Genomic DNA, 22,541 nt, shown 5'->3' with positions numbered 1-22,541 from the left:
GAAGAACGGAACACTGTGGTTCACCGCACACCTCGTCGCGCTCACAGCGCGCGGCGCTCGCAGACGCTGCTTCTCGTCATCCCCCTCGCACTCTTGCTGTTCATGTACGTGGTGCCAAACGCACTCAACTTCGTGTACGCCTGGACCGACTGGAATTCATTCCGGCCGGACGTGAACTTCGTCGGCTTCGACAACTTCACCAGCCTCATGAGCGGAGGGGCGCTGGGGCAGGCGCTCCGCGTGACCCTCGTCTACGCCGTGTGCGTGGCGATCTTCCAGAACGTGCTTGCTCTCGCGTTCGCGCTCGGTCTGGAGAGACCCACCAGAGCGCACCGGGCGATGCGGGTGCTCATCTTCATCCCCGTGCTCCTGTCGCCGCTCGCGGCGGGCTACATCTTCAAAGGAATACTCTCCTACGAAGGCGTCTTGAACGAGGTCCTGTCCTTTCTGAGCAGCACCGAGGTGCGCGTGGAGTGGCTCGGGTCGCCGGAATGGACGATCGTCTGGCTCGCGGCGATCCATGCGTGGAAGTTCTTCGGCCTTAGCGCGCTCATCTATCTCGCTGGTCTCTCGGCGATCCCGCAGGAGTACACGGAAGCGGCGACTCTGGACGGCGCGGGGTATTGGAAGACGTTCTTCTCGGTCCGCTGGCGGCTGCTCGCCCCGGCCTTCACGATCAATCTGGTCCTCACCGTCATCGGCGCGCTCAGCGGCATCGACGTGATCCTCGCGACCACTCAGGGCGGTCCAGGCGGCAGCACCCAGGTGCTGAACATGTTCGTCTTCCAACAGTTCGGGTTCGGTGCGTTCGGACGCTCCACCGCGATGACGCTGCTGCTGTTCGTCGTGATCGTCGTCATCGCGATCCCACTCGTGGCCTACCTCCGTCGAAGGGAAATCGAACAATGACGTCCGCGCGCCGCGCTCGGATCACACGATCCGTCGGTCTCGATCTCGTGCTGTGGGTCGGCGTGATCGTGCTCATCGGAATGCCCTTCTACCTCGCTCTCGTCACCGCGTCGAAGTCGGGCGAACAGGCGAAACGCGTGTCGCTCGACTTCCCTGAACCTTTCGTGCTCTGGGAGAACCTGACGCGTGTGGTGACCGACGGGAACGGCCTGATGGGACTGCTGAACAGCATCCTCATCACCGTTCCGGCGATCCTGCTCACCCTGTTCTTCGGTGCCATGGCGGCATGGGTTTTCGCGCGAGGGAAGGCGCGCACGATCCAGGCTCTCTACTACGTGGCCGTGGCCGGGATCCTGCTTCCCCCGTCGATCATCACGACGATCCGTGTGCTCCAGGCCACGGGCCTGTACGGCGGACCGGTCGGTCTGGTCCTCTTCTACTGCGGGGCTTACATGGGGGTGGCCATCTTCCTCATGACCGGATTCGTGAAGGCCATCCCGTACTCGCTCGAAGAAGCCGCGCAGCTCGACGGCGCGGGAACTCTCCGTGTCTTCTGGCACATCATCGTCCCGTCATTGCGGCCGGTTCTGCTCACGTCCGGTGTGTTCCTGGCTCTCGGGATCTGGAACGACTTCTTCTACGCGTACTTCCTGCTGCCGGATCCCGTCAACGCGACTCTGCCGCTCGGACTGTTCAACTTCGCGAGCGCCAACCAGTACGAGCTCAACTGGAACCTGATCTTCGCGCATGCGGTGTTCACGAGTGCACCGCTTCTCATCCTCTTCATGTTCGCCCAGCGCCGGATCATCTCCGGGTTCCTCGGAGGGAGCGTCAAGTGACCGGTATCGCACGCTTTCACGGAAGAACCGCATTGATCACGGGAGGTGCCAGCGGTATCGGGGCGGCAGTGTGTCGGCGCTTCGTCGATGAGGGCGCACGGGTGGCTATCGCCGACATCGACCTCGAAGCGGCACAAGCTCTCGCTGCCTCCATCGGCGGACGTTCCGCGGTCGCGATCCGTCTCGACGTCACTCGACCAGACGAGTGGGTCGCGGCGACGGAGCAGGCTGTCGCCTTCGGCGGTGGTCTCGACGTGCTGCACCACAACGCAGGTCGAACGGAGGCCGCGCCGATCGACGGGACCCCTGACGCGTGGAGCGCACAGCTCGACCTCAATCTCGGCTCGGCCTTCCTCGCGGTGAAGGCGACGCTGCCCGCACTGGTTCGATCGACCGACGCCGCGATCGTCTTCACATCGTCGATCCACGCGGTCCAGGGTTTTCCCGGCGTCCCTGCATACGCGGCCGCGAAGGCGGGCATGGTGGGACTCGCCCGTCAACTGGCAGTGGACCTCGCGGGCCGGGTTCGCGTCAACACGGTGGCCCCCGGCGTCGTCGAGACGGAGGCCTGGGCTGCTCTGGATGACAGCGTCCGGCGATCGTGGCGAGAGACGTCGCCGGCTGGGCGGGCGACCACCCCGGAGAACGTCGCTGCGACCGTCGCCTTCCTCGCCTCTGCGGACGCGCAAGGCATAACGGGGCAGACCGTCGTCGTGGACTCGGGGGCATCGATCTGGGGGAGGGCGGGTTCATGAGGATCACTGACTTCGAACTCTTCCAAGTCGGGCCGAACTGGCAGTTCCTGCGAGTGGGTACCGACGCCGGCATCGTGGGATGGGGCGAGCCGATCATCGAGGGGCGCGCGTCGACCGTAGCTGCCGCCGTGAGCGAAGCGTTCGAATACCTCATCGGACTCGATCCGCTGCGCATCGAAGACCATTGGCAGACGCTGGGCCGCTCGCAGTTCTACAACGGAGGCGCGATCGCGCAGGCGGCGCTCGCCGGAATCGATCAGGCCCTGTGGGACATCGCCGGGAAGTCCTACGGGCAACCGGTGCACGCGCTGTTGGGTGGACATGTGCGAGACAGGGTGCGCGCATACGCCCAGGTGCACGGCGACACTCTTCCCGAGTTGGCCGACGAGGCCGCTGCCGCCGTCGGTCGCGGGATGACAGCCGTGAAGATCGCGCCGGCCGCCGGTCCTCTTGACACCTTCGCGTCTCCCGCCCAGATCCGCGACGTCGTGGATCGGGTCTCGACGGTCCGCGCGACGATCGGCGGCGACGTCGATCTCGCGGTCGACTTCCACGGCAAGCTCGCTCCGGCCGACGCCATCCGGGTGCTGCGGCACCTCGCCGACTTCGGCCTGTTGTTCGCGGAGGAACCCATCGCGCCGGAACACGAGCACGCTCTCAAGGCGGTGATCGAATCGACGGCCATCCCCATCGCCGCCGGCGAGCGCCGTTACTCGCGGGCAGAGTTCGATCCTCTGCTCCGGGCGGGACTCGGAGTGGCTCAGCCTGACCCCAGCCATGCCGGAGGCATATCGGAAGTTCGTCGCATCGGAGCGCTCGCGGAGATGTTCGGAGTCCCTCTCGCCCCGCATTGTCCGCTGGGGCCGATCGCGCTCGCCTCGGCACTCCACCTCGACTTCGCGGTGCCCAACTTCCTGCTTCAGGAACAGCTGATCCACTCCTCGTACGGCGCACGTACCGGATTCCTCTCGCTCGTCGAGGACCCCGCCGTGTTCGAGATGGAGGACGGCCATTTCGCTCTGCCGCTCGGGCCGGGGCTCGGGGTGCAGATCGACGAGGAAGCGGTGCGCCATGCGTCCCGGTCACCGCACGACTGGAGGATCCCCCTTCTTCGCAAGCCAGACGGATCCCGCGCGCCGTGGTGACGCGCAGGATCCGACCAGCATCAGCCCTTCATCACCCGAACAGGAGAGAAACCTTGTCGCGCCCGAAGATCTTGGCCTACTACTTCCCGGACTGGCACGCCGACCCTCGCAACGATGTGTGGTTCGGCGAGAACTGGACGGAGTGGGAGCTGCTGCGTGCGGCGAAGCCGCGCTTCTCCGGCCATCGTCAGCCCCGCGTCTCGGCACTGGGAGAACTCGACGAGGCGGATCCTCGCGACGCGGCGACGCAGATCGCGCTCGCACGCAACTATGGCGTCGACGGATTCCTCGTCGACTTCTACTGGTATCGCGATGGGCCGTACCTCAACGGAGCGCTCGACAGGGGGCTCCTCGGCGCACCGAACGCGAACGATGTCGAGTTCGCCCTGATGTGGGCGAATCATCAACTGCGAGACAACTTCCCGTCGCATGATCCGACGACGCTGGACGCGCCGCTGATGCTCGACGGGGCCATCGACCGGGAAGCCTTCGACCGGATGGTCGATCATGTGATCGAGCACTACTTCTCTCAGGAGAACTACCTCAAGGTCGACGGGAAGCCGTGGTTCTCGATCTACGAGATCGGCAACCTGCTGGAGGGACTCGGCGGGATCGAGGGAACAGCCGATGCGCTCGCGTCGTTCCGCGACCGCTGCATCGAAGCGGGACACGCCGGACTGCACCTGGACGCGGTCGTCTGGGGATTCGGCGTGCTGCCGGCGGCCGTCATGATCGATGACCCGGCGGAGGCGCTCCTCGAGCTCGACTTCGCATCGGCATCGTCGTACGTCTGGGTGCACCATGCCGACGTCGAGGACTTCGATCTCCACCACGCCGACATCGCCCTCCTGCGGGACACGGCGTTCGCGGAGTACGAGAAGTACGCAGAATCCCTGCCTGTGCCCTTCCACCCCAACGTGACCGTGGGATGGGATCCCAGCCCACGCACCGATCAGTCCGTGCCCTTCGTGCGCGGAGAGTATCCGTGGATGCCGATCTGGGATCCGACTCCCGACGAGTTCGAGGCGGGTCTGCGCCGCGCCGCCCAGTTCGTCGAAGCGCACGGGGTCGCGCATCCTGTGATCACCGTGAACGCGTGGAACGAATGGACCGAGGGGTCGTCGCTGCTCCCGGACACCCACCACGGACTCGGCTTCCTGGAGGCTGTCCGGCGCGTGTTCGGCACGAGGAATGATCGCGCATGACCGCTCGCGAACGGTGGGTCTTCCTCGGAGACAGCGTCACCGACTCCGGCCGCACGACAGGGGGCCCTCCGACCGGCGACGGCTATGTGAGCCGGATCGCTCACGCCGTGACCGAACGGGGGCTCGACGTGGAGGTTCTCAACCGCGGAGTGAACGGAGACCAGGCTGCCGACGTCCTGAGGCGAGTCGAATCCGACTGCATCGAGCTCGCGCCCGATCTCGTGTCGATCATGGTCGGCGTCAATGACACGTGGCGTCGCTACGACAGCGATGCGCCGGTGCCTCTCGAGGCGTTCACTGCGGCGTTCGACGCGCTTGTCGACCGTCTCCGCAGTGTCGCCCGGGTGGTCGTGATGACGCCGTTCCTGCTTCCGGTCGCTCCAGGCCAAGGGGAGTGGCTGATCGACGATCTCGGCCCGAAGATCGAGGTGGAACGCGCGTCTGCACGACGCGTGGGTGCTGCGATCGTCGACGCGCAGTCCGCGATGGAGATGAGCGCGTGCGCACCGATGGACCTCGCCTTCGACGGCGTGCATCCCACCGCTGCCGGGTTCGACACGCTCGCTGCCGCCTGGATCGCCGAGGTCCTCCCCGCGGGCACAGCACGATGACCCTGCGGGGAGAGGCGCAGGGTCATCCGTACGACGCGGACTGGTCCGTGATCTACCAGGTCTATCCGCGCTCCTTCCTCGACAGCGACGGTGACGGGATCGGCGACCTGGCCGGGCTGAGGGCGGGCCTGCCGGCCCTGGTCGATCTGGGGGTGAGTGCCATCTGGCTCTCCCCCTTCTATGCGTCCCCGCAGCGGGACGGCGGATATGACGTGGCGGACTATTGCGCGGTCGATCCGGTTCTGGGAACGCTCGACGATGTCGACGGGATCGTCCGCGATGCACACGCGGCAGGGATCAGCGTTCTGATCGACCTCGTTCCGAACCACGTCTCCACCGACCATGCATGGTTTCGGAAGGCTCTCGACGAGGGTCCGTCGAGCGCTGCCGCCAGCCGATTCCACTTCCGCCGCGGCGTTGGATCCGACCAGGGTGCTGCGCCGAACAACTGGGAGTCGGAGTTCGGCGGCAGTGCATGGTCGAGAGTGCGCGAGCACGACGGGCGGTGGCCGGACGACTGGTGGTATCTCCACCTGTTCGACCGCACTCAGGCGGACCTGAACTGGTCGTCTGCCGATGTCCGAGCCGACTTCCTCGGCGTCCTCGACTTCTGGCTCGATCGCGGGATCGACGGCTTCCGCATCGACGTCGCGCATGGTCTCGTCAAGGATGAGGAATTCCCCGACGCCGAGCTCACGGATGACAGTCCGTTCGCCAGCCGTCCTTACTGGCGTCAGCCCGGGGTCTTCGAGATCTTCGAAGGCTGGCGTCAGCACGTGGAGCGTCGAAGAAACCAGGTCATGTTCGTTGCGGAGGCGTGGGCGAGCCCCCCGGCAGCACTGGCGCAATGGGTAGCCCCCGGACGGCTCCATCAGGCGTTCAACTTCGATCTGCTGGAGGCGACGTGGAACGCTCACGAGATTCGGTCCCGCATCGACGAGGCGATCGAGGCGATGGTCGATGTCGGTGCATCGCCGTCGTGGGTCCTCTCGAATCACGACGTTGTCCGTGTCCGGACCCGGCTCGGTGCGTCACATCCGCCGAGGCCGGGGCGTGGTCTGAATCCGACGGACATCGCCGAGATGGATCCGATCCGCGGCGAGCGTCTCGCGCGCGCCGCCGCCGCGGTCGTGATGGCTCTGCCCGGATCCGTTTACGTGTACCAGGGGAGGAGCTGGGGCTTCCGGAGGCGGAGATCGCCGACTCCGCGCGAAAAGACCCCACGTTCCAACGCTCCGCAGGGCGCGTCGTCGGCCGTGACGGCAGCAGGGTGCCGTTGCCGTGGGCATCGGACCGACCTGCCTTCGGGTTCAGCCGGTCGGGAGCATCGTGGTTGCCGCAGCCTCATAAGTGGGCGAGCTTCGCGCGACAGGAGCAGGTCGGTGACGACCAGTCGTTCCTTTCTCTCTACACGACGGCGATTCGTCAGCGCCGTGCGCACGCACTCGATCGTGGCCCGCTTCACTGGAACTCATCCCGCGACGACACGCTGGACTTCTCGGTCGCGGACATCCGTGTGGTCGCAAACCTGGGGGACGAAATCTGGAACGGAGATGGGGGTGGGGAGTGCATCCTGACCTCCTCGGGGCTGGGATTCACGAATCAACTCGCTCCCGGCGAGGCAGCGTGGTTCGTGCAGCCGGGACGCTGACTCGGCGCAGATCAACCCCGGTCCAGTCGGTTCGGTACTCTCGGGGTGTGCGCCGCCCAGACGCCGTCTCCCCTGTTCCTCGCCACCGGTGCGCTCGCCGTCGCAGCTCTGACCGGCTGCTCGCAGGTCACGCACTTGGCCGGCGACGCTCTGAGCGTCGATGTGCAGGCGGCGTGCACGTCGATCGATGACGCGTACGGGCAGTACCCGACGCTGCTCGAGCAGGGTGGGGTGTCGGCCGAGCAGGCGGATGCCGCATGGGACGACCTGGTGTCATCCTCAACGAGCTAGCGGAGAACGAGGCCTCCTCGATACGGCGACCCGGAGCTCACACGACTGCTCCCGCGGATCCTCCGCGGTGCGTGGGCTCGACCTCGTCGCGTCGTGCCGCGCCGTCGTTCTCCAGCATCGAGACCGCCAGGCGCCTGGCCACCTCGAACGGCTGGGCGAACGTCTCCATGCCGACCGTGACGATCGCGCCCTCGTACAGCAGCATCATCGCCTGCGCGGTGAGCACGGCATCCGCGCAGCCCGCTTCACGGCACAGCGACGTGAACAGGTCGAGGAGCCAGGCCTTCTGTCGAGCCACCTCGGGGAAGACGGGGTGTCCGTCGTGCCCGTCGCCGATCTCGGCGCGCGCATTGATCGCGCTGCACCCTTTCGGGCTGTTCTCGTCCGACCATGTGATCGCTGCATCGAAGACGGCGAGCACCCGGTCGGCTCCGGGTTCGGGCACGCGGGAGAGGTGCTCGGCCACGTGCGCCCTCCATCGGGCGTCGCGGTGCTGCAGGTACGAGACGACCAGCGCCTCTTTGGAGCCGAAGCGGTCGTACAGCGTCTTCTTGGTGACGCCTGCCGCGTCCGCGATCGTGTCGACCCCCACCGCATGGATGCCCCGCTCGTAGAAGAGCTGCGATGCGGCGTCGAGCACGCGGGAGGCGCCCGGAGTGAGCGGGGAGAGTTCGGGAACGGGGACGGCCATGACAAGAAGTATACCAACCTGTATAGTGATGGCGATGAGTAAACAGATCGGTATACTTCGGGTCGGCGTCACGGTAGCCGCATCCGCAGCTTTCGTCCTGAGCTGGAGCTCCGGCTTCCTCGTACCCGCCATGGCCCCCGCCGAGATCTCGCCGCTGGCGCTCCTCGTCTGGCGCTTCGTCCCGCTCGCCGCTGTCCTGCTCGTCGTCGTCGGGCTCACCCGTGCGGCGCGCGGCGTCACGAGTGCGGACGTCCGGCGCCAGGCGCTCATCGGACTGTTCGCCCAGTTCGGCTACTGCACCGCGGTGTACGCGGCCATCGCCTCGGGGGTCGCAGCGGGGACGACGGCATTGATCGACGCCGTGCAGCCGCTCGTCGTCGCCGTGCTCGTCGGGCCGCTGCTCGGGTTGCGCGTACGCGGAGCACAATGGGCGGGGCTCCTGGCGGGTGCGGTCGGTGTCGTGCTCGTCGTCCGTTCCCAGCTCGAAGGCTCCGGCGCGCATCCGGCGGCCTATCTCTGGCCGGCCGCGGCGATGGCCTGCCTGATCGTCGGCACCTTCCTGCAGCGGCGGTCCGCATCGCGCACGGGAACGCTCGTCACGTTGACCATCCACGTGACGGCGACAGCGGCGGCGCTCATCCTCGTCGCCGTGGTCTCGGGCGACCTCGTGCCGCCGGCCTCCGCGTCGTTCTGGCTCGCCGCCGGATTCGCCGCGGCGTTCCCGACGCTCGCGGCGTACGGCCTCTACTGGTGGCTGCTGCGCCGGGTCGGGATCACGGCGCTGAACGCACTGCTCTTCCTGATCGCGCCCACGACCGCGGCGGCGGGCGCCCTCCTCGGCGAGCCCCTCACCCCGGTGACCGTCCTCGGGTTCGGGTTGTGCGCGGCCGGCGTGGCCGCCGTGCTCGTGAGTGAGGCGCGGGAGGAGCCGACTCCGACCGCGATGCTACGATGGCCGCGGTATCTGCGAGGAAGTGACGCCCCTCCGCCCTCGGGCAGGCAGTTCCCGCGCGTCCGGCGGATCGACGAGAGGCCGATGAGCGATCGGCGAAGGTGTGGTGGCACCGCGATCTAGCCCCCGCCCGCACCTCCAGGGCTTTCGCCACCTGGAGGAATCATGTCGCCATCCGACCCCGCCCGCACGCTCGCCGCTCACCTTCCCGACGCGCCTCCGGGCGCGAGAGTCACCCTCATGGGTCACGTCCATCGCCGCCGCGAGCTCGCGAAGGTGTCGTTCCTGATCGTCCGCGACCGCTCGGGGCTCGCGCAGGTCGTGCTCCGCCCGGGGAGGTGCCCACCGAGGGGCTCCCCGGCGAGGAGACCGTCGTGCGCATCGACGGCACGGCGACGGCGAACCCGCACGCCCCCGGCGGCATCGAGGTGACGGCGCCCATGATCTCCCTGCTCTCGGAGCCGGCTCGCACTCCGGTCGTCGAGCTGTGGCGCCCTGCTCTCGATGCGGCTCTTCCCACCGTGCTCGACCACGCCGCGGTGACCTGGCGGCACCCGGTGCAGCGCGCGAAATGGGAACTCGCGGCGGCGAGCCTGCGTGGGTTCCGGCGCACGCTCGACGCCGCGGGGTTCACCGAGATCCAGACGCCCAAGCTCGTCGACAGCGTGACCGAGTCGGGGGCGAACGTCTTCCCCGTCGAGTACTTCGGCTCGAGGGCCTACCTCGCCCAGAGCCCGCAGTTCTTCAAGCAGCAGCTCGTCGGCGTCTTCGAGCGCGTCTACGAGACGGGGCCGGTGTTCCGCGCGGAGCCTCATGACACCGTGCGGCACCTCGCCGAGTACGTGTCGCTCGACGCGGAGCTCGGGTTCATCCGTGACCACCGCGATGTGCTCACCGTGCTGCACCAGGTGCTGCGCGGGATGGTCGACGGCATGCGCGCTGAGACCCCCGACGCGCTCAAGCGCCTCGACGTGGCGCTCCCGGCGATCCCGGACGAGATCCCCGTGATCCACTTCCGCGATGCGTTGAAACTGGTCGGCGCTCCCGACGACGAACCCGACCTGGCGCCTTCGCACGAGCGCGCACTCGGCGAGTGGGCACGGGAGACGCACGGCAGCGACGTGCTCGCGGTGGAGGGGTACCCGATGCGCAAGCGGCCCTTCTACACGCACCCGCAGCCCGACGACCCGCGGTGGAGCAATAGCTTCGACCTGATCTTCCGCGGCCTGGAGCTCGTCACCGGTGGGCAGCGGCTGCACCGGCACTCCGACTACATCGCCGCCATCGAGGAGCGCGGCGAGTCCCCGGATGCCTACGCCGCCTACCTGTCGGCGTTCGCCCACGGCATGCCGCCGCACGGTGGCTTCGCGATCGGCCTGGAGCGCTGGGTGTCGCGCCTGATCGAGGCGTCGAACATCCGTGAGGTGACACTCTTCCCGCGCGACCTGCATCGTCTCTCGCCCTGACGCTGTGACCGAACAGCGCGATAGCATCGATCCATGAACTTCAACCGCTCCGCATGGTGGTGGCTGCGATAGCGGCCGGTTGAAGCATGTTCACGGGCTGCACGGCAGTTCGTGGCAGCACCAGAGAACTCCGTGTGGCTCCCGATCATCTGGGAGAGACACATGGAGTCATTCATCGCCACTGCGCAGCGCTCGAAGGAAGTCTCGGCTGCCGTCGGTGAGCACCCGGAGAGATTCCGGGTGCTCACCGGCGAGCGGCCGACCGGGCCGCTACATCTGGGGCATTACTTCGGGACCATCGAAGAGCGCGTGCGTCTGCAGCAGGGCGGTGTGGAGACGTTCCTCGTGTTGGCCGACTATCAGGTCATCACGGACCGGGACACCATGGCGAATGTGCGGGAGAACGTCTACGGGGCGGTGCTCGATTATCTCGCCGCGGGGATGGATCCCGCGCGGACGACGATCTTCACGCATTCGTCGATACCCGCTCTGAACCAGTTGCTCGTGCCTTTCCTCAGCCTCGTCACGGAGGCGGAGTTGCATCGGAACCCGACTGTCAAGGCGGAGGCCGAGGCTTCAGGCCGTGCGTTGAGCGGCCTGCTGCTCACGTACCCGGTGCACCAGGCTGCGGACATTCTCTTCTGCAAGGGCAACCTCGTTCCTGTGGGGAAGGACAATCTTCCGCACGTGGAGATGACACGGGTGATCGCCCGGAGGTTCAACGAGCGGTACGGGGCGACCTTCCCCGTTCCTGAGCCGCTGATCGCCGCCGCTCCGGAAGTGCCGGGTCTGGACGGCCGGAAGATGTCGAAGAGCTACGGCAACGCGATCGCCCTGTCGATGACGCCCGATGAGACCGTAGCGGTCATCCGTCGCGCGCGAACGGATCACGAGAGACGCATCACGTTCGATCCCGGACTGCGCCCAGGAGTCTCGGCGCTGTTGTCGACAGCCGCTCTGTGTATGAATACTTCGCCGGAGGAGCTGGCGGGCAGCATCGGGGATGGAGGCAGCGGTGCACTGAAGGCAGTGACGGCCGCTGCGGTGAACGAATTCCTCGCACCGCTTCGGGAGCGCCGCCGAGAGCTCGCCGCGGACGTGGGTCTTGTGCAGTCGGTCCTGCGGCAGGGCAATGCGCGTGCCGCAGCGGTGGCGGAGGCCACGCTCGCGCAGGTGCGCGACGCGATGGGTACGGTGTACTGAGCGAACGTAGAGGAGCGTGGCTATCGTGATCCGACCCGTGCTGACGCGAATCGGGATCCAGGTGTTCGATCATGAGAATGCGCCTCGCACCCGCAATACGGCCAGGCGTGGGGCGCGCTCCTGTCTCAACACATCCCCGGTCAGGGGTTGAGTGGGTGGACGGGGTCGTCGGCGACGATGTCGCAGGTGAAGGTCCACCCTGCGATGGTGACGCTACCGCGGAGGGTGCCGCCGCCTATGGCGCCGCGAGGGACTGAGGCGCCGGTGAGGGAGTTGGAGTAGCTTTCTTGCCCGACAGGGCCTAGGTCGTAGTTTGATCCGGTGTCAAATGGTCCCCAGGTTGCGGTGACTGAACGGGCGATGATCGGACCTGCGGTGGAGTGCAGGCCGTAGGAGATCCGCAGGTTTCCGCCCGAGTTCCGGTCGACGTAGATTGATGAGACGCCGCAGTCTCCCACGGTCTGTGCTTTCTCGGCGTTTGTCGAGCCATCACCTGACAGTGCCCCGCACAGGTTGATGCCCTCGCTGATCGCTCGTTGTCGATCGCTCTCACTGAACGTCTCGCAGTCGATCGTCATGGGAGCGAGCGTCACCGGCGATTCGGTCTCGTCGACCACGTCGATGGGGCCAGTGGTGGTTGCCTGCGCTGCCGTCGGCACCCAGAGAGCCAATGCGAACAGTGTCGCTCCTGCGGCACTGACAGCTGACTTGTGGATCTTCATCGTTCCTCCTTCTCGTGAGGAGCACAGTCCTCACTTCTTAGCTGTGGGGTATGGACCCCACAGTGCTTTCCATTCCTCCACGAGCCCATCGCGGTCACCCATAGGTCGGACCGTGATCTGGGGTGGCAGGGCAGTGAGGGAACGAGCAACGACGGCCACTGTGGTGTCTTCGTCCTCGAACACTGCCAGCGCATCACCGGTGCCGTCGCTATTGAAGATTTCCTCGCGCACCGTGGGGCGCCCGAGGAAGCGCACGGTGTGACCTGTCGAGACTGTCAGGGGGTGGGCAAGACCAAGACGCTCGAGGAGCATTGCGGTACCGGAGCGGTTCGCTGTCGCGATCGTGACCGCAGGCCGGCCGGGTGCGCGCTGACCATCTGGGGTGCTCCAGAAACCTGTCCACACATAGGAGACAGGGACGTGGAGCGGGAAATCGAGAAGCCGTGCGGGCCAGGCCGGCGTCGCGAGCTCGTAGATACGAGCATCAGCGTCATACATCATCGCCTCCTGCTCATTCCGCTGGGCGAGAAGGTCGCTCGGGTTTGCCGGTTGCCGTTGCATGTCAGGTCCATTCGTCGTGCCGGAGGGGACTGCGGGCCCCTTCAACCCATCGTCTCCGACAAGACAGCACTCGGCCGGCGCGAATGCTCTCCAAAGCTGCGACTCGTAGCAACATGTCTTCATCCTTCGTCCTCATTCGAGGAAGTCCAGAAGACGCAGCTTCTGGACTTCCTGAGGAGCGCATGAAATCATGCGCTCTCTCTTGGTCGTGCAACACGGGGGAGGCCGCTGATGCCATCGCGCGTTCTGGCGCTGGTCGCCGAGCAATTACGAGCATTTCGGAACGCCGGCGGATTCTCCCAGGAAGAGATGGCGGAGAAGATCGACTGCTCCATTCCGACATACCGGTGCCTCGAGCAAGCCACTCCTGACCCCACCCACATCCCGGATCCAAAGCTCAGCACCCTCATGCGAGTCCTCCACACACTCGACCTCGACGAAGCGCTCCTCGACGCGCTCAAGGGCATCGACAGCACCGAGCGACCCTTGGACGGGGAAGCCGGATGAGCGATGACGAGGAGCGGGAAGGAACGCTTGCAGTGGCTCGTGTATGGCCGGGGAGAGGGACAAATCCGATAGTTGCGCTTTCGCAACTATCGGAGTATGGTTGACCTCGATCAACTTTCTACGCAGGAGCGTCAACCCCGTGACAAACACCCCATCCGCAATTCCCGAGACGACGCGCTCGGCCCGCGAGGTCTTCACCGCGATCTCCGGCCTCGTCGTCGGCATGTTCGTCGCCGTGCTCTCGGGCACGGTCGTGTCCACCTCGATGCCGGTCATCATCGCCGACCTCGGCGGCACCCAGTCCCAGTACACCTGGGTCATCACCGCGAGCCTTCTGGCGACCGCCGTCTCCACCCCCATCTGGGGCAAGCTCGCCGACCTGGTCGACCGCAAGGTCCTCGTCCAGATCTCCCTCATCCTCTTCACCGTCGGCACGGTGATCGCCGGCTTCTCGACCGACACGAACATGCTCATCGCGGTCCGTGTCATCCAGGGCATCGGCGTCGGCGGTCTGATGTCGCTGGTCATGATCGCGGTGGCCCTCATCATCTCGCCGCGCGAGCGCGGCAAGTACATGGGCGTCGTCGGCGGCATCATGGCCCTCGGCACCATCGGCGGCCCGCTGCTCGGCGGACTCCTCACCGACGTGTGGGGCTGGCGCTCCAACTTCTTCGTCGGCGTCCCGTTCGCGATCCTCGCGCTCGTGCTGCTGCAGTTCACCCTGCACCTGCCGAAGCCCCAGCGCGACAGCAAGGTGTCGATCGACTACTTCGGCATCGTGCTGCTCGCCGTCGGCGTCTCGACGCTGCTGATCTGGGTCTCCATGGGCGGCAACCAGTTCGACTGGGACTCCTCGACGAGCATCATGCTCATCGTCACCGCCGGTGTCGCGATCGCCGCGTTCATCACAGTCGAGTTCTTCGTCAAGGAACCGATCGTCCCGATGTCGCTGTTCCGCAACCGCACCTTCACGCTGTCGGTCATCGCCTCGATCGCCATCGGCGTCTCGATGTTCGCCACCTCGGTGTTCCTCGCGCAGTACTTCCAGCTGGCCCGTGGCGCCACGCCCACCGAGTCCGGCCTCATGACCATCCCGATGATCATCGGCCAGATGGGTGCGTCGATCATCATCGGCCAGCTCGTCAGCCGCTTCGGCAAGTGGAAGGGCTGGATGCTGACCGGCTCTGTCCTCGCGACCGTCGGCGTCAGCCTGATGGCCACCCTGCGCTACGACACCCCGTTCCCGCTCGTCGCGGTCTACATGTTCGTCCTCGGCGCCGGACTCGGCATGGTCATGCAGAACCTGACGCTCATCGTGCAGAACGACACCGCGCCGCAGCAGCTGGGTGCGGCCTCGTCGAACGTGAACTTCTTCCGCACGATCGCCGGCACCATCGGCGTCACCGTGATGGGGTCGCTGCTGTCAACGAGCGTCGCGAACTACATCACGGATGCGCTCGACGGCTTCACGCCGACGACGCCTGACGAGGTCGAGGCGCTGAAGCACCTCGCCTCGGGTGACGTCCCCAAGGTCGGACAGCTGCCCGACACGATCCGCGCGATTGTGGAAGGCGCATACGGCCACGGCATCGCCGACGCGTTCATCATCGCCATCCCGCTCGCCGTGATCGCCATCATCGCGATCGCGTTCATCAAGAACAAGCCGCTGTCGACGAAGAACGCCGCCGAGCAGATGCTCGAGCAGGCCGAGGAGTCGGTGATCGAGGTCTCCGAGGCCGAGGTCGGAGCGTCGCTCTCGACGGGCGCAATCCGCATCGAGACTGCCGCGGGCGCATCGCCCACGACGGGTTCGGTGCGTGTGCTCGAGCGCGAAGATCGGGACCAGGACCGCTGACATGCTGCCCCCGGGAGCGGTCGCCTCGACGGATGTCGACAGTGCGCTCGGTGATCTCCAGGCCGACCTGAACCTCATCTTCGCGAGGACCAGGTCGCTCTGGAGAGAGTCGGCGGCGCGCGTGCACCCCGACCTGCAGGTCGCCGGTTACAAGCTGCTGACCTTCATCGCCCGTGCCGGCACCGCCAACGCCCACGAACTGGCGGAGCGGTTCGAGATGGACAAGTCGGTCATCAGCCGCCAGGTGCGGATGCTCGAGGAACTGGAGCTGCTCGAGTCCCGGCCCGACGAACGTGACGGTCGGCTTCGGGTTCTGACGGCCACCCCGCACGCCTGCACCGCGCTCGCCGAAGTGCGCCGAGAGTACGGCACCCGGCTGCAGGCCGTGATCGACGAGCTGACCGCCGAGGAGATCCACGCGGCCTCCAAGGTCTTCCGGTTGCTCTCCGAGGTCTGAGCCGAAGCCCCGCTGTCACGATCGACAGCGGGGCTTCGCCGTACACTGGCGAGCATGAGCGCCTCCTCCGACGCCCCTGCCGAGACCCCCGCATCCGCCGTCGATGCCGACCGGCTGGGAGACGCGGACCTCGACCAGGCCGTCACCAGGGTCGAGCACGAACTGGGGCGGCTCTTCGCACGGATCCGGGTGAGCTGGCGCGAGGCGGCAGCGACCGTGCACCCCGACCTGCAGCCGCTCGGCTACCAGGTGCTGACATCGATCGCGAGCGGCAAGGCGACATCCGCCGGAGCGATCATCGAGCGCCTGCAGACCGACAAGTCGGCGGTGAGCCGCCAGGTGCGTCAGCTCGAACAGCTGGGACTCGTCGAGAGCGTGCAGGACCCCGATGATCGGCGCGCGCGAGTGCTGGTGGCGACTGATCTCGCTCAGGAGCGCGTCGCCCTTGCCCGCTCGCAGTATGAGGGACGCATCGGGGAGCGGCTCCGCCGATGGACGGCCGCCGACCTCGACCACTTCGCCGACCTGCTCGCCGCCCTCGGGGGCAACTGAGGGGAATACGAGGGGCTGCGCGCGGCTTACCTCCCACTGTGAGTCTCTACGAACCGGCCGTCTTCGGCGCCCTGCAGCTGTCCAACCGCGTCGTGATGGCGCCGCTCACCCGCACGCGTGCGGACGATGACGGCGTGCCCACCGCGACGATGGCGGAGTACTACCGGCAGCGCGCAGAGCAGGGCCTCATCATCTCCGAGGGCACCTGGCCGGCAGCGGAGGGCAAGTCGTACGCGGGCCAGCCGGGCATCGTCACGGCCGCGCAGATCGACGGATGGCGTCCGGTCGCCGACGCGGTCCATGCCGCGGGTGGAACGATCGTGATGCAGCTCATGCACGGCGGTCGAGTCGGGCATCCGGAGATCTCGGGGAGCCGCGGGTCGTCGCGCCCAGTGCTCTCGCCGCTCCGGGGCAGACGCACACGCCGGTGGGCAAGGCCGATCTTCCCGTGGCCCATGCGCTCACCCTCGACGAGATCCCCGTGGTGGTCGAGCAGTTCGCGCAGGCCGCACGCAACGCGATCGCCGCGGGTTTCGACGGCGTCGAGGTGCACGGGGCGAACGGGTACCTCGTCCACGAGTTCCTGTCGCCCGTGTCGAACGTCCGTGACGACCGCTACGGCGGATCGCCCGAGAACCGCGCCCGCTTCGCGATCGAGGTCGCCGCGGCCGTGGCGGCTGCCGTCGGCGCCGACCGCACCGGCATCCGTCTCTCGCCACAGCACGACATCCAGGGTGTCCTGGAGCAGGACGACGCGGATGTCCTGGCGACGTACACCGCTGTCGCCGAGGGGCTCGCACCCCTCGGTCTCGCCTTCATCGACGTGCTCCACATCGACCCGACGGGCGAGCTCATCCAGCACATCCGCCGTACCGCAGGCGCACCCCTCATCGCGAACACCGGCTTCGCCGTCGACACGACCCGGGAGGCGGCCGAGGCGCTCGTCGCCGACGGGTGGGCGGATGCCGTCGCCGCAGGGCGTCCCGTGATCGCGAACCCCGACCTGGTCGAGCGCTGGCGCGAAGACGCGGAGCTCAACGCACCGCGGCCCGAACTGTTCTACGGTCGCACCCCGGAGGGGTACACCGACTACCCCGCGCTGGAGGGCGTGCGCGCCGGCGTGTGATCGGCCGCCCACGCGGCACCGTCAGTTCGCCAGGATCATCCGATCCAGGTTGACGTAGTTCGTGCTGCCGCTGCCGGCATCCATCCGAAGGTCGATCCGGTTGTATCCGGAGACGAGCGGGACGCTGACCGTCTTCGTCTGCCAGTCTCCCCAGCTCGATGTTCCGGGGAAGGCGACCGAGATCGAAGTCCCGTTGACCGTCAGCGCTCTGACCGCGTTCCCGGCAGCCGCCGTGTAGTGGAACCGGAGCTCATAGGTGCCGGGATCGACGACGTTCGCGTGGAAGGTGACGCCGGAGCCGTCGCCGATCCACCCTCCGATGTAACCACGGGCGCTGTACCCGCTCTGGCTGCTCTCCGAGATCACCCCGGAACGCTCGGCGTTCTCGGCTTCGTACGTGCGCGTGCCCTCGACGGGACCGGTGTAGCCGTCGGGTGCGGCCTGATGCATGATGGCGACGCTCGCGGCCGCCGCGAGGCTCTGCGTGGCCGAGGCGCTCAGCTCCGGTGCGGGGGCGGTCCAGTCGTAGGCTCCGATGCCCGCGCTGTTCAGGTGGTTCGCCGCCTGCGTCGCATTGTCGGTGAGCACCTGTTCGTACTGGGTCTGACCGCCCTCGTCGATGAGGGCGCGGATGTTGCGCGTGAGGATCGCCTTGAATCCGCCGGTGTCGTCCACGCCCTCGCGCAGGAACGTGCCTGACGAGGTCAGGTTGTCGACCGCCCAGTCCACGGCGGCGACAGCCCGCGCCAACTGCGTCGGGTCGCCGGAGTCGAGGTACATCTCGAGTGCGGCCCCGGCGTAGTTGCCCTGGTTGTAGGTCCAGTCCCAGTCGACGAACTGCCCCGTGCCCTCGATGTGGTCACGGAGCTTGCCGTTCACGTAGAAGTTCGCGTCGAGCCAGCTGAACAGGCTCTGGGCCGTCGTCTTGTAGGCGACATCGCCGGTGGCGGCGTAGATCCTCATGGCGGTGTAGACGGCGGTCGCATTCGTCGCGACGTTCTTCTCGTTGCGGTCGCCGTCGCCGATGTCGACGTTCTTCCACCAGATGCCTCCGCCGTACGTGGTGTCGGCGTATTGGGCGATGAAGTCGAACATCTCGATCGCGTCGTCGCGGTACTCGACGTCGCCCGTCAGCTCGAAGGCCCGGATGGCTCCCCGGGCCCACCAGCCGATGTCATCGTTCCAATCGTTGTCCCGGAAATCGGGGTACTGCGTCTGGAAGCCGTCGTAGACGTCGTCGATCATCTGCCGCGACTCGGCGCTGCCCGTGCGCTCATAAACGTCCATCACCATCTCCCAGAGCTGCGCCTCCCACCAGTAGTCGGTGTAGAGCCCGCCCTGCGGTCCGTGTGCATGCTCGGGATGGATCTGGTGATCGCTGTAGGTGAAGAAGTAGTTCGCGCTGTCGTCCCAGTAGACATCGACGAAGTCGCTGAACGCGTCGTCGGCCTGCGGCGCGGTGAGCGCCTGGGCCGGCTGGGGCACCAGGAGAGCGCCGACGAGCAGCGCAGCTCCGGCGAGGATGGTGGGTCTCTTCATTGAAATCTCCTCCAGGAATAAACATATTGAATGCGGTCAAGCTATCCCTGTCCTGGCGGGTGCGCAAGCCTTCCGGCGTTGCCGACTCCGCAATCTACATATTTATAGCTTTTAATAGACGGATTCCGATTTTCGTCCTATACTCGGCCGTGTCGTCCAGTGCTGGGCGAGTCCTGACATCTACCGAGGAGCACCGTGGCTCACACCCATTCGGCCTTCGTCCAGTCCGTCGTCGAGCGCGTCGAGGACCGAGTGGATCCGGCGATCGCCGACGTCTTCGCTCGCTGCTTCGCGAACACTCTGGGGACGACACTGACGGAGATGCCGGATGGCACGCTCTTCATGCTCACCGGTGACATCCCGGCCATGTGGCTGCGGGATTCGACGGCTCAGCTCGCGCCGTATCTGCACTTCGCGGCCGAGGATTCGGGCATCTCCGACATGATCGCCGCCGTGTCCCGTCGCCAGATCGAGTACATCCGTCTCGACCCGTACGCCAACGCCTTCAACGCGGAGCCGAACGGCGCCGGACACCAGTCCGACCTGACCGAGCAGTCGCCCTGGGTATGGGAGCGCAAGTATGAGGTCGACTCGCTCTGCTACCCGGTGCAGCTGGCTCACGACCTCTGGAGCGCGACCGGACGGACCGACCATCTCGGGGCGGCGTTCGCGGATGCCGCTCGTCGCATCATCGCGCTCTGGCGCACGGAGCAGGACCACGACGCCCGCTCCCGCTACCGGTTCCAGCGATTCGACTGCCCGCCCAGTGACACCCTCGTTCGTGACGGGCTCGGAGCAGCCACCGTACCGACGGGTCTCACGTGGTCGGCCTTCCGTCCGAGCGACGACGCCTGCACGCACGGGTACAACGTGCCGGGAAACATGTTCGCGGTCGTCGAGCTCTCCCACATCGAGGTCATCGCGAGGGAGGTCCTCGACGACGGCGACCTCGCAGGGAGCGCACGTGACCTCCGCGCCGAGATCGAGCGCGGCATCGCGGAGCACGCGGTGACCGCTGTCGCGGGGCACGGCGACATCTACGCCTACGAGATCGACGGCCGCGGCGAGATGCTCCTCACCGACGACGCGAACGTGCCCAGCCTGCTCTCCCTGCCTCTTCTGGGCTGGTGCGGGACAGACGACCCGCTCTACCTCGCCACGCGCGGCTTCCTGCTGAGCCCGGCGAATCCCACCTACGTTTCCGGTGCGCTCGCGTCGGGCACCATCGCGCGGGGCATCGGCAGCCCGCACACGCCGGACGGCCACATCTGGCCGATCGCGCTGTGCGTGGAAGGACTCACGACCGGAGACCGTGACGAGAAGGAGCGCATCATCCGTCTGCTGCTCGAGACGGATGCCGGCACCGGTCTGATGCACGAGTCGTTCCTCGCCACCGACCCCGAGGTCTACACGCGGCCCTGGTTCTCCTGGGCAAACGCGATGTTCTGCGAACTCGTGCTCGATGTGGCAGGGCTTCGCACCGTGGTGCGTCGCCCGCTCACGGAAGCGCGACCGGCATGAGCGCGCCGACCGCGACACCGCCGCGGCCCGCACCGGGAGCGTCCCCGACGCAGCCGACCGAGGCGGCAGAGCCTCGCCGCCGCAGAGGAGGCAACCCGTCCGCGAGGCAGATGACGCGGAACGCCTGGCTGTTCCTCCTCGTGCCCGGCGTCCTGTTCCTCGTGTTCATGGCGCTGCCGATCGTGATGGCCCTGGTGCTGAGCTTCACCGACTATGCGATCGTCGGCGACTTCGAATGGCTCGGCCTGGAGAACTACGCCGAGATCGCCGTCGACCCGTTCTTCTGGATCGCTCTGCGGAACACCGCCTATTACACGGTCCTCTACGTGCCGGCAGGGCTCGTCGTGGCCTTGGGCACGGCGATGCTCCTCAACCGACGGCACCGCGCGGTCCGCCTCTTCCGCACGCTCTTCTACATCCCGGTGGTCGCGTCGACCGTCGCGACCGCCACCATCTGGTTCTGGATGCTGAACCCGCAGAACGGACTCCTGAACGTGGTCCTCGGCTGGTTCGGCATCGACGGCCCGGCGTGGCTCTACGAATCGCAGTGGGCGATGATCGCGATCGTCATGATGAGCGTCTGGGCAGGTTTCGGCGCGAACATGATCATCTTCCTCGGGGGACTGCAGAGCGTACCCGGCGAGCTCTACGAGGCGGCGCGGCTCGACGGCGCGAACTCCTGGCAGCAGTTCCGATACGTGACGCTGCCATCGCTCACCCGCACGACGTTCCTCGTGTCGACGCTGCTCATCATCGGGGCCTTCCAGGTGTTCGACCAGGCGTACGTCCTGACGAAGGGCGGCCCGGGGAACTCGACCGTCACGATGGTCTACTACATCTACAACAAGGGCTTCGGGGCCCTCGAGATGGGCTACGCATCCGCCCTCTCGTTCGTGCTCTTCCTCATCATCCTCGTGTTCTCCCTGCTCAACGCGAAGCTCACGAACAGGAAGGGCGTCTGATGACCAATACGCTCAACGGCGGTCGGGCACTGGAGACGGCGCTCGCGGCGAGCACCGCCATGCGTCCGATCCCGACGACCCGACGCAAGACACCCCGGCAACGCCTCGGCACGATCGGCTGGTACGTCGGTGTGGTGCTGATCAGCATCGTCACGGTCGCCCCGCTCGTGTGGACCATCTCGACATCGCTGAAGCCGGCCACCGAGATCCTCTCCGGCGCTCTGAACCTCATTCCCGCGAACCCGACGATCGAGAACTACCTCCAGGTGTTCGAGGAGGTGCCGTTCGGGCGCTATTTCGTGAACTCCCTCGTGCTCGGCGTCGGCGGAGCGGCGACGAACATCTTCTTCGGAGCTCTCGGCGGATACGCCCTCGCCAAGCTGCGGTTCCGCGGCCGCGCGGCGGTGTTCGCCGTCTTCCTCTCGTCGCTCATGATCCCCGGGATCATCACCATGATCCCGTCGTTCCTGATCCTGCGTTCGATCCCGTTCGCCGGCGGCAACGACGTCTTCGGCCAGGGCGGACTCGGGCTCATCAACACCTACTGGGCCGTCATCATCCCCGGAGCCGCCGGCGCGTTCGCCGTGTTCTTCATGAAGCAGTTCTTCGAGACGCTGCCCGATGAACTCGGAGAGGCCGCGCGGATCGACGGCGCGAGCGAGTTCCGGATCTTCGCGATCATCTACTTCCCCCTGGCGAAGGCGGGGCTCGCGGTGCTCGGCATCATCAGCTTCCAGGCCGGTTGGAACAACTTCCTCTGGCCTCTCATCGTGCTCAACAGCCAGGACATGATGACCGTCCAGGTCGGACTCGCATCGTTCGTGAACAACTACGAGACCGCCTTCGGCCCTCTCATGGCCGGCACGGTCGTCGCGAGCCTCCCCGTGCTCCTCGTCTTCCTCTTCGCCCAGCGCTACATCATCGAGGGCGTCGCGCACGTGGGGACGAAGTAGCTCTCGTCGGTCGCACCCGCATCCCTGTCCGCACTTTCCCTCAGCACACCCGAACACCATCCGAACCA

At 66.7% G+C, this 22,541-nt stretch carries 22 protein-coding genes and 1 pseudogene; 19 read left to right on the top strand and 4 right to left on the bottom strand.

Annotated features, from left to right (window positions below):
- Positions 1 to 102: 102 nt before the first annotated feature.
- The 8 genes from G4G29_RS16695 (at position 103) to G4G29_RS16660 (ending at position 7,406) form a co-directional block, all read left to right on the top strand.
- Positions 103 to 909, top strand: coding sequence for a sugar ABC transporter permease (locus tag G4G29_RS16695; RefSeq protein WP_183152876.1), 807 nt, complete (start codon positions 103 to 105; stop codon positions 907 to 909).
- A complete protein-coding gene (locus tag G4G29_RS16690; protein WP_183150880.1) occupies positions 906 to 1,748 on the top strand; it encodes a carbohydrate ABC transporter permease in 843 nt (280 codons plus the stop codon). Before G4G29_RS16695 ends, G4G29_RS16690 begins: the two co-directional genes overlap by 4 nt.
- Positions 1,745 to 2,503: an SDR family NAD(P)-dependent oxidoreductase gene (locus G4G29_RS16685; RefSeq protein WP_183150879.1), complete on the top strand. Its 759-nt coding sequence runs from the start codon at positions 1,745 to 1,747 to the stop codon at positions 2,501 to 2,503. Before G4G29_RS16690 ends, G4G29_RS16685 begins: the two co-directional genes overlap by 4 nt.
- Positions 2,500 to 3,648 (top strand): galactonate dehydratase, encoded by a 1,149-nt coding sequence (dgoD, locus tag G4G29_RS16680; protein ID WP_183150878.1) that lies wholly within the window; start codon positions 2,500 to 2,502, stop codon positions 3,646 to 3,648. The genes G4G29_RS16685 and dgoD overlap by 4 nt, the downstream gene beginning before the upstream one ends.
- 53 nt (positions 3,649 to 3,701) lie before the next feature.
- On the top strand, positions 3,702 to 4,853 hold the full coding sequence (locus tag G4G29_RS16675; RefSeq protein WP_183150877.1) for a glycoside hydrolase family 99-like domain-containing protein: 1,152 nt from the start codon (positions 3,702 to 3,704) through the stop codon (positions 4,851 to 4,853).
- On the top strand, positions 4,850 to 5,464 hold the full coding sequence (locus tag G4G29_RS16670; RefSeq protein ID WP_183150876.1) for an SGNH/GDSL hydrolase family protein: 615 nt from the start codon (positions 4,850 to 4,852) through the stop codon (positions 5,462 to 5,464). Before G4G29_RS16675 ends, G4G29_RS16670 begins: the two co-directional genes overlap by 4 nt.
- On the top strand, positions 5,461 to 7,041 hold the full coding sequence (locus G4G29_RS16665) for an alpha-amylase family glycosyl hydrolase (RefSeq protein WP_183150875.1): 1,581 nt from the start codon (positions 5,461 to 5,463) through the stop codon (positions 7,039 to 7,041). Before G4G29_RS16670 ends, G4G29_RS16665 begins: the two co-directional genes overlap by 4 nt.
- 119 nt (positions 7,042 to 7,160) lie before the next feature.
- The gene (locus G4G29_RS16660; protein ID WP_183150874.1) at positions 7,161 to 7,406 is read left to right on the top strand and encodes a hypothetical protein; all 246 of its coding nucleotides are present in this window, start codon (positions 7,161 to 7,163) and stop codon (positions 7,404 to 7,406) included.
- A 37-nt stretch (positions 7,407 to 7,443) separates the two neighbouring features.
- Here G4G29_RS16660 and G4G29_RS16655 read toward each other — a convergent pair whose 3' ends face one another.
- A complete protein-coding gene (locus tag G4G29_RS16655) occupies positions 7,444 to 8,097 on the bottom strand; it encodes a TetR/AcrR family transcriptional regulator (protein ID WP_183150873.1) in 654 nt (217 codons plus the stop codon).
- 34 nt (positions 8,098 to 8,131) lie between these two features.
- Between G4G29_RS16655 and G4G29_RS16650 the strand changes: the two genes are divergently transcribed.
- The 3 genes from G4G29_RS16650 to trpS all read left to right on the top strand — a co-directional run bounded on the left by G4G29_RS16650 (position 8,132) and on the right by trpS (position 11,718).
- Positions 8,132 to 9,172, top strand: coding sequence for a DMT family transporter (locus G4G29_RS16650; RefSeq protein WP_183150872.1), 1,041 nt, complete (start codon positions 8,132 to 8,134; stop codon positions 9,170 to 9,172).
- A 251-nt stretch (positions 9,173 to 9,423) separates the two neighbouring features.
- A complete protein-coding gene (gene aspS, locus G4G29_RS16645; RefSeq protein WP_244632127.1) occupies positions 9,424 to 10,515 on the top strand; it encodes an aspartate--tRNA(Asn) ligase in 1,092 nt (363 codons plus the stop codon).
- A 162-nt stretch (positions 10,516 to 10,677) separates the two neighbouring features.
- Complete coding sequence (gene trpS, locus G4G29_RS16640) at positions 10,678 to 11,718, top strand: tryptophan--tRNA ligase (RefSeq protein WP_183150871.1); 1,041 nt, start codon at positions 10,678 to 10,680, stop codon at positions 11,716 to 11,718.
- Positions 11,719 to 11,858: 140 nt separating this feature from the next.
- Here the strand turns inward: trpS and G4G29_RS16635 are convergent, their stop codons facing one another.
- The gene (locus G4G29_RS16635; protein WP_183150870.1) at positions 11,859 to 12,440 is read right to left on the bottom strand and encodes a hypothetical protein; all 582 of its coding nucleotides are present in this window, start codon (positions 12,438 to 12,440) and stop codon (positions 11,859 to 11,861) included.
- A 30-nt stretch (positions 12,441 to 12,470) separates the two neighbouring features.
- Entirely contained in the window at positions 12,471 to 12,941 is a 471-nt protein-coding gene (locus G4G29_RS16630; protein ID WP_210274187.1) for a hypothetical protein, read from the bottom strand.
- 291 nt (positions 12,942 to 13,232) lie between these two features.
- Here G4G29_RS16630 and G4G29_RS16625 point away from each other — a divergent pair, with 291 nt between their 5' ends.
- The 5 genes and pseudogenes from G4G29_RS16625 to G4G29_RS16605 all read left to right on the top strand — a co-directional run bounded on the left by G4G29_RS16625 (position 13,233) and on the right by G4G29_RS16605 (position 17,498).
- On the top strand, positions 13,233 to 13,508 hold the full coding sequence (locus tag G4G29_RS16625; protein WP_183150868.1) for a helix-turn-helix transcriptional regulator: 276 nt from the start codon (positions 13,233 to 13,235) through the stop codon (positions 13,506 to 13,508).
- A gap of 139 nt (positions 13,509 to 13,647) precedes the next feature.
- Positions 13,648 to 15,363, top strand: a complete 1,716-nt coding sequence (locus tag G4G29_RS16620) for an MDR family MFS transporter (protein WP_244632125.1) — start codon at positions 13,648 to 13,650, stop codon at positions 15,361 to 15,363.
- Between the two features lies 1 nt (position 15,364).
- On the top strand, positions 15,365 to 15,820 hold the full coding sequence (locus G4G29_RS16615; protein ID WP_183150866.1) for a MarR family transcriptional regulator: 456 nt from the start codon (positions 15,365 to 15,367) through the stop codon (positions 15,818 to 15,820).
- Positions 15,821 to 15,874: 54 nt separating this feature from the next.
- A complete protein-coding gene (locus G4G29_RS16610; protein WP_183150865.1) occupies positions 15,875 to 16,372 on the top strand; it encodes a MarR family transcriptional regulator in 498 nt (165 codons plus the stop codon).
- A 95-nt stretch (positions 16,373 to 16,467) separates the two neighbouring features.
- Positions 16,468 to 17,498: pseudogene (locus G4G29_RS16605) on the top strand (alkene reductase).
- A 21-nt stretch (positions 17,499 to 17,519) separates the two neighbouring features.
- Here G4G29_RS16605 and G4G29_RS16600 read toward each other — a convergent pair.
- Positions 17,520 to 19,037, bottom strand: coding sequence for a glycoside hydrolase family 76 protein (locus tag G4G29_RS16600; protein ID WP_183150864.1), 1,518 nt, complete (start codon positions 19,035 to 19,037; stop codon positions 17,520 to 17,522).
- Between the two features lie 195 nt (positions 19,038 to 19,232).
- Here G4G29_RS16600 and G4G29_RS16595 point away from each other — a divergent pair, with 195 nt between their 5' ends.
- From G4G29_RS16595 to G4G29_RS16585, 3 genes are all read left to right on the top strand, one after another.
- Positions 19,233 to 20,558 (top strand): glycoside hydrolase family 125 protein, encoded by a 1,326-nt coding sequence (locus G4G29_RS16595; protein WP_183150863.1) that lies wholly within the window; start codon positions 19,233 to 19,235, stop codon positions 20,556 to 20,558.
- 110 nt (positions 20,559 to 20,668) lie between these two features.
- Positions 20,669 to 21,520 (top strand): sugar ABC transporter permease, encoded by an 852-nt coding sequence (locus G4G29_RS16590; RefSeq protein WP_183150862.1) that lies wholly within the window; start codon positions 20,669 to 20,671, stop codon positions 21,518 to 21,520.
- Positions 21,520 to 22,473 (top strand): carbohydrate ABC transporter permease, encoded by a 954-nt coding sequence (locus tag G4G29_RS16585; RefSeq protein ID WP_210274186.1) that lies wholly within the window; start codon positions 21,520 to 21,522, stop codon positions 22,471 to 22,473. The genes G4G29_RS16590 and G4G29_RS16585 overlap by 1 nt, the downstream gene beginning before the upstream one ends.
- The last annotated feature ends 68 nt before the right edge of the window (positions 22,474 to 22,541 follow it).

The organism is Microbacterium sp. Se63.02b (genome assembly GCF_014171575.1).
Lineage (GTDB): Bacteria > Actinomycetota > Actinomycetes > Actinomycetales > Microbacteriaceae > Microbacterium.
This window is presented reverse-complemented; position numbering and strand designations above follow the sequence as displayed.

Excerpts from the sequence above, each read along its gene's own strand:
- G4G29_RS16600 (WP_183150864.1), bottom strand. The coding sequence starts at position 19,037 with ATGAAGAGACCCACCATCCTCGCCGGAGCTGCGCTGCTCGTCGGCGCT.
- trpS (WP_183150871.1), top strand. The coding sequence starts at position 10,678 with ATGGAGTCATTCATCGCCACTGCGCAGCGCTCGAAGGAAGTCTCGGCT.
- G4G29_RS16590 (WP_183150862.1), top strand. The coding sequence starts at position 20,669 with ATGACGCGGAACGCCTGGCTGTTCCTCCTCGTGCCCGGCGTCCTGTTC.
- G4G29_RS16615 (WP_183150866.1), top strand. The coding sequence starts at position 15,365 with ATGCTGCCCCCGGGAGCGGTCGCCTCGACGGATGTCGACAGTGCGCTC.
- G4G29_RS16655 (WP_183150873.1), bottom strand. The coding sequence starts at position 8,097 with ATGGCCGTCCCCGTTCCCGAACTCTCCCCGCTCACTCCGGGCGCCTCC.
- G4G29_RS16665 (WP_183150875.1), top strand. The coding sequence starts at position 5,461 with ATGACCCTGCGGGGAGAGGCGCAGGGTCATCCGTACGACGCGGACTGG.
- G4G29_RS16585 (WP_210274186.1), top strand. The coding sequence starts at position 21,520 with ATGACCAATACGCTCAACGGCGGTCGGGCACTGGAGACGGCGCTCGCG.
- G4G29_RS16690 (WP_183150880.1), top strand. The coding sequence starts at position 906 with ATGACGTCCGCGCGCCGCGCTCGGATCACACGATCCGTCGGTCTCGAT.
- G4G29_RS16670 (WP_183150876.1), top strand. The coding sequence starts at position 4,850 with ATGACCGCTCGCGAACGGTGGGTCTTCCTCGGAGACAGCGTCACCGAC.
- dgoD (WP_183150878.1), top strand. The coding sequence starts at position 2,500 with ATGAGGATCACTGACTTCGAACTCTTCCAAGTCGGGCCGAACTGGCAG.
- G4G29_RS16695 (WP_183152876.1), top strand. The coding sequence starts at position 103 with ATGTACGTGGTGCCAAACGCACTCAACTTCGTGTACGCCTGGACCGAC.
- G4G29_RS16610 (WP_183150865.1), top strand. The coding sequence starts at position 15,875 with ATGAGCGCCTCCTCCGACGCCCCTGCCGAGACCCCCGCATCCGCCGTC.
- G4G29_RS16650 (WP_183150872.1), top strand. The coding sequence starts at position 8,132 with ATGAGTAAACAGATCGGTATACTTCGGGTCGGCGTCACGGTAGCCGCA.
- G4G29_RS16625 (WP_183150868.1), top strand. The coding sequence starts at position 13,233 with ATGCCATCGCGCGTTCTGGCGCTGGTCGCCGAGCAATTACGAGCATTT.
- G4G29_RS16630 (WP_210274187.1), bottom strand. The coding sequence starts at position 12,941 with ATGATGTATGACGCTGATGCTCGTATCTACGAGCTCGCGACGCCGGCC.
- G4G29_RS16635 (WP_183150870.1), bottom strand. The coding sequence starts at position 12,440 with ATGAAGATCCACAAGTCAGCTGTCAGTGCCGCAGGAGCGACACTGTTC.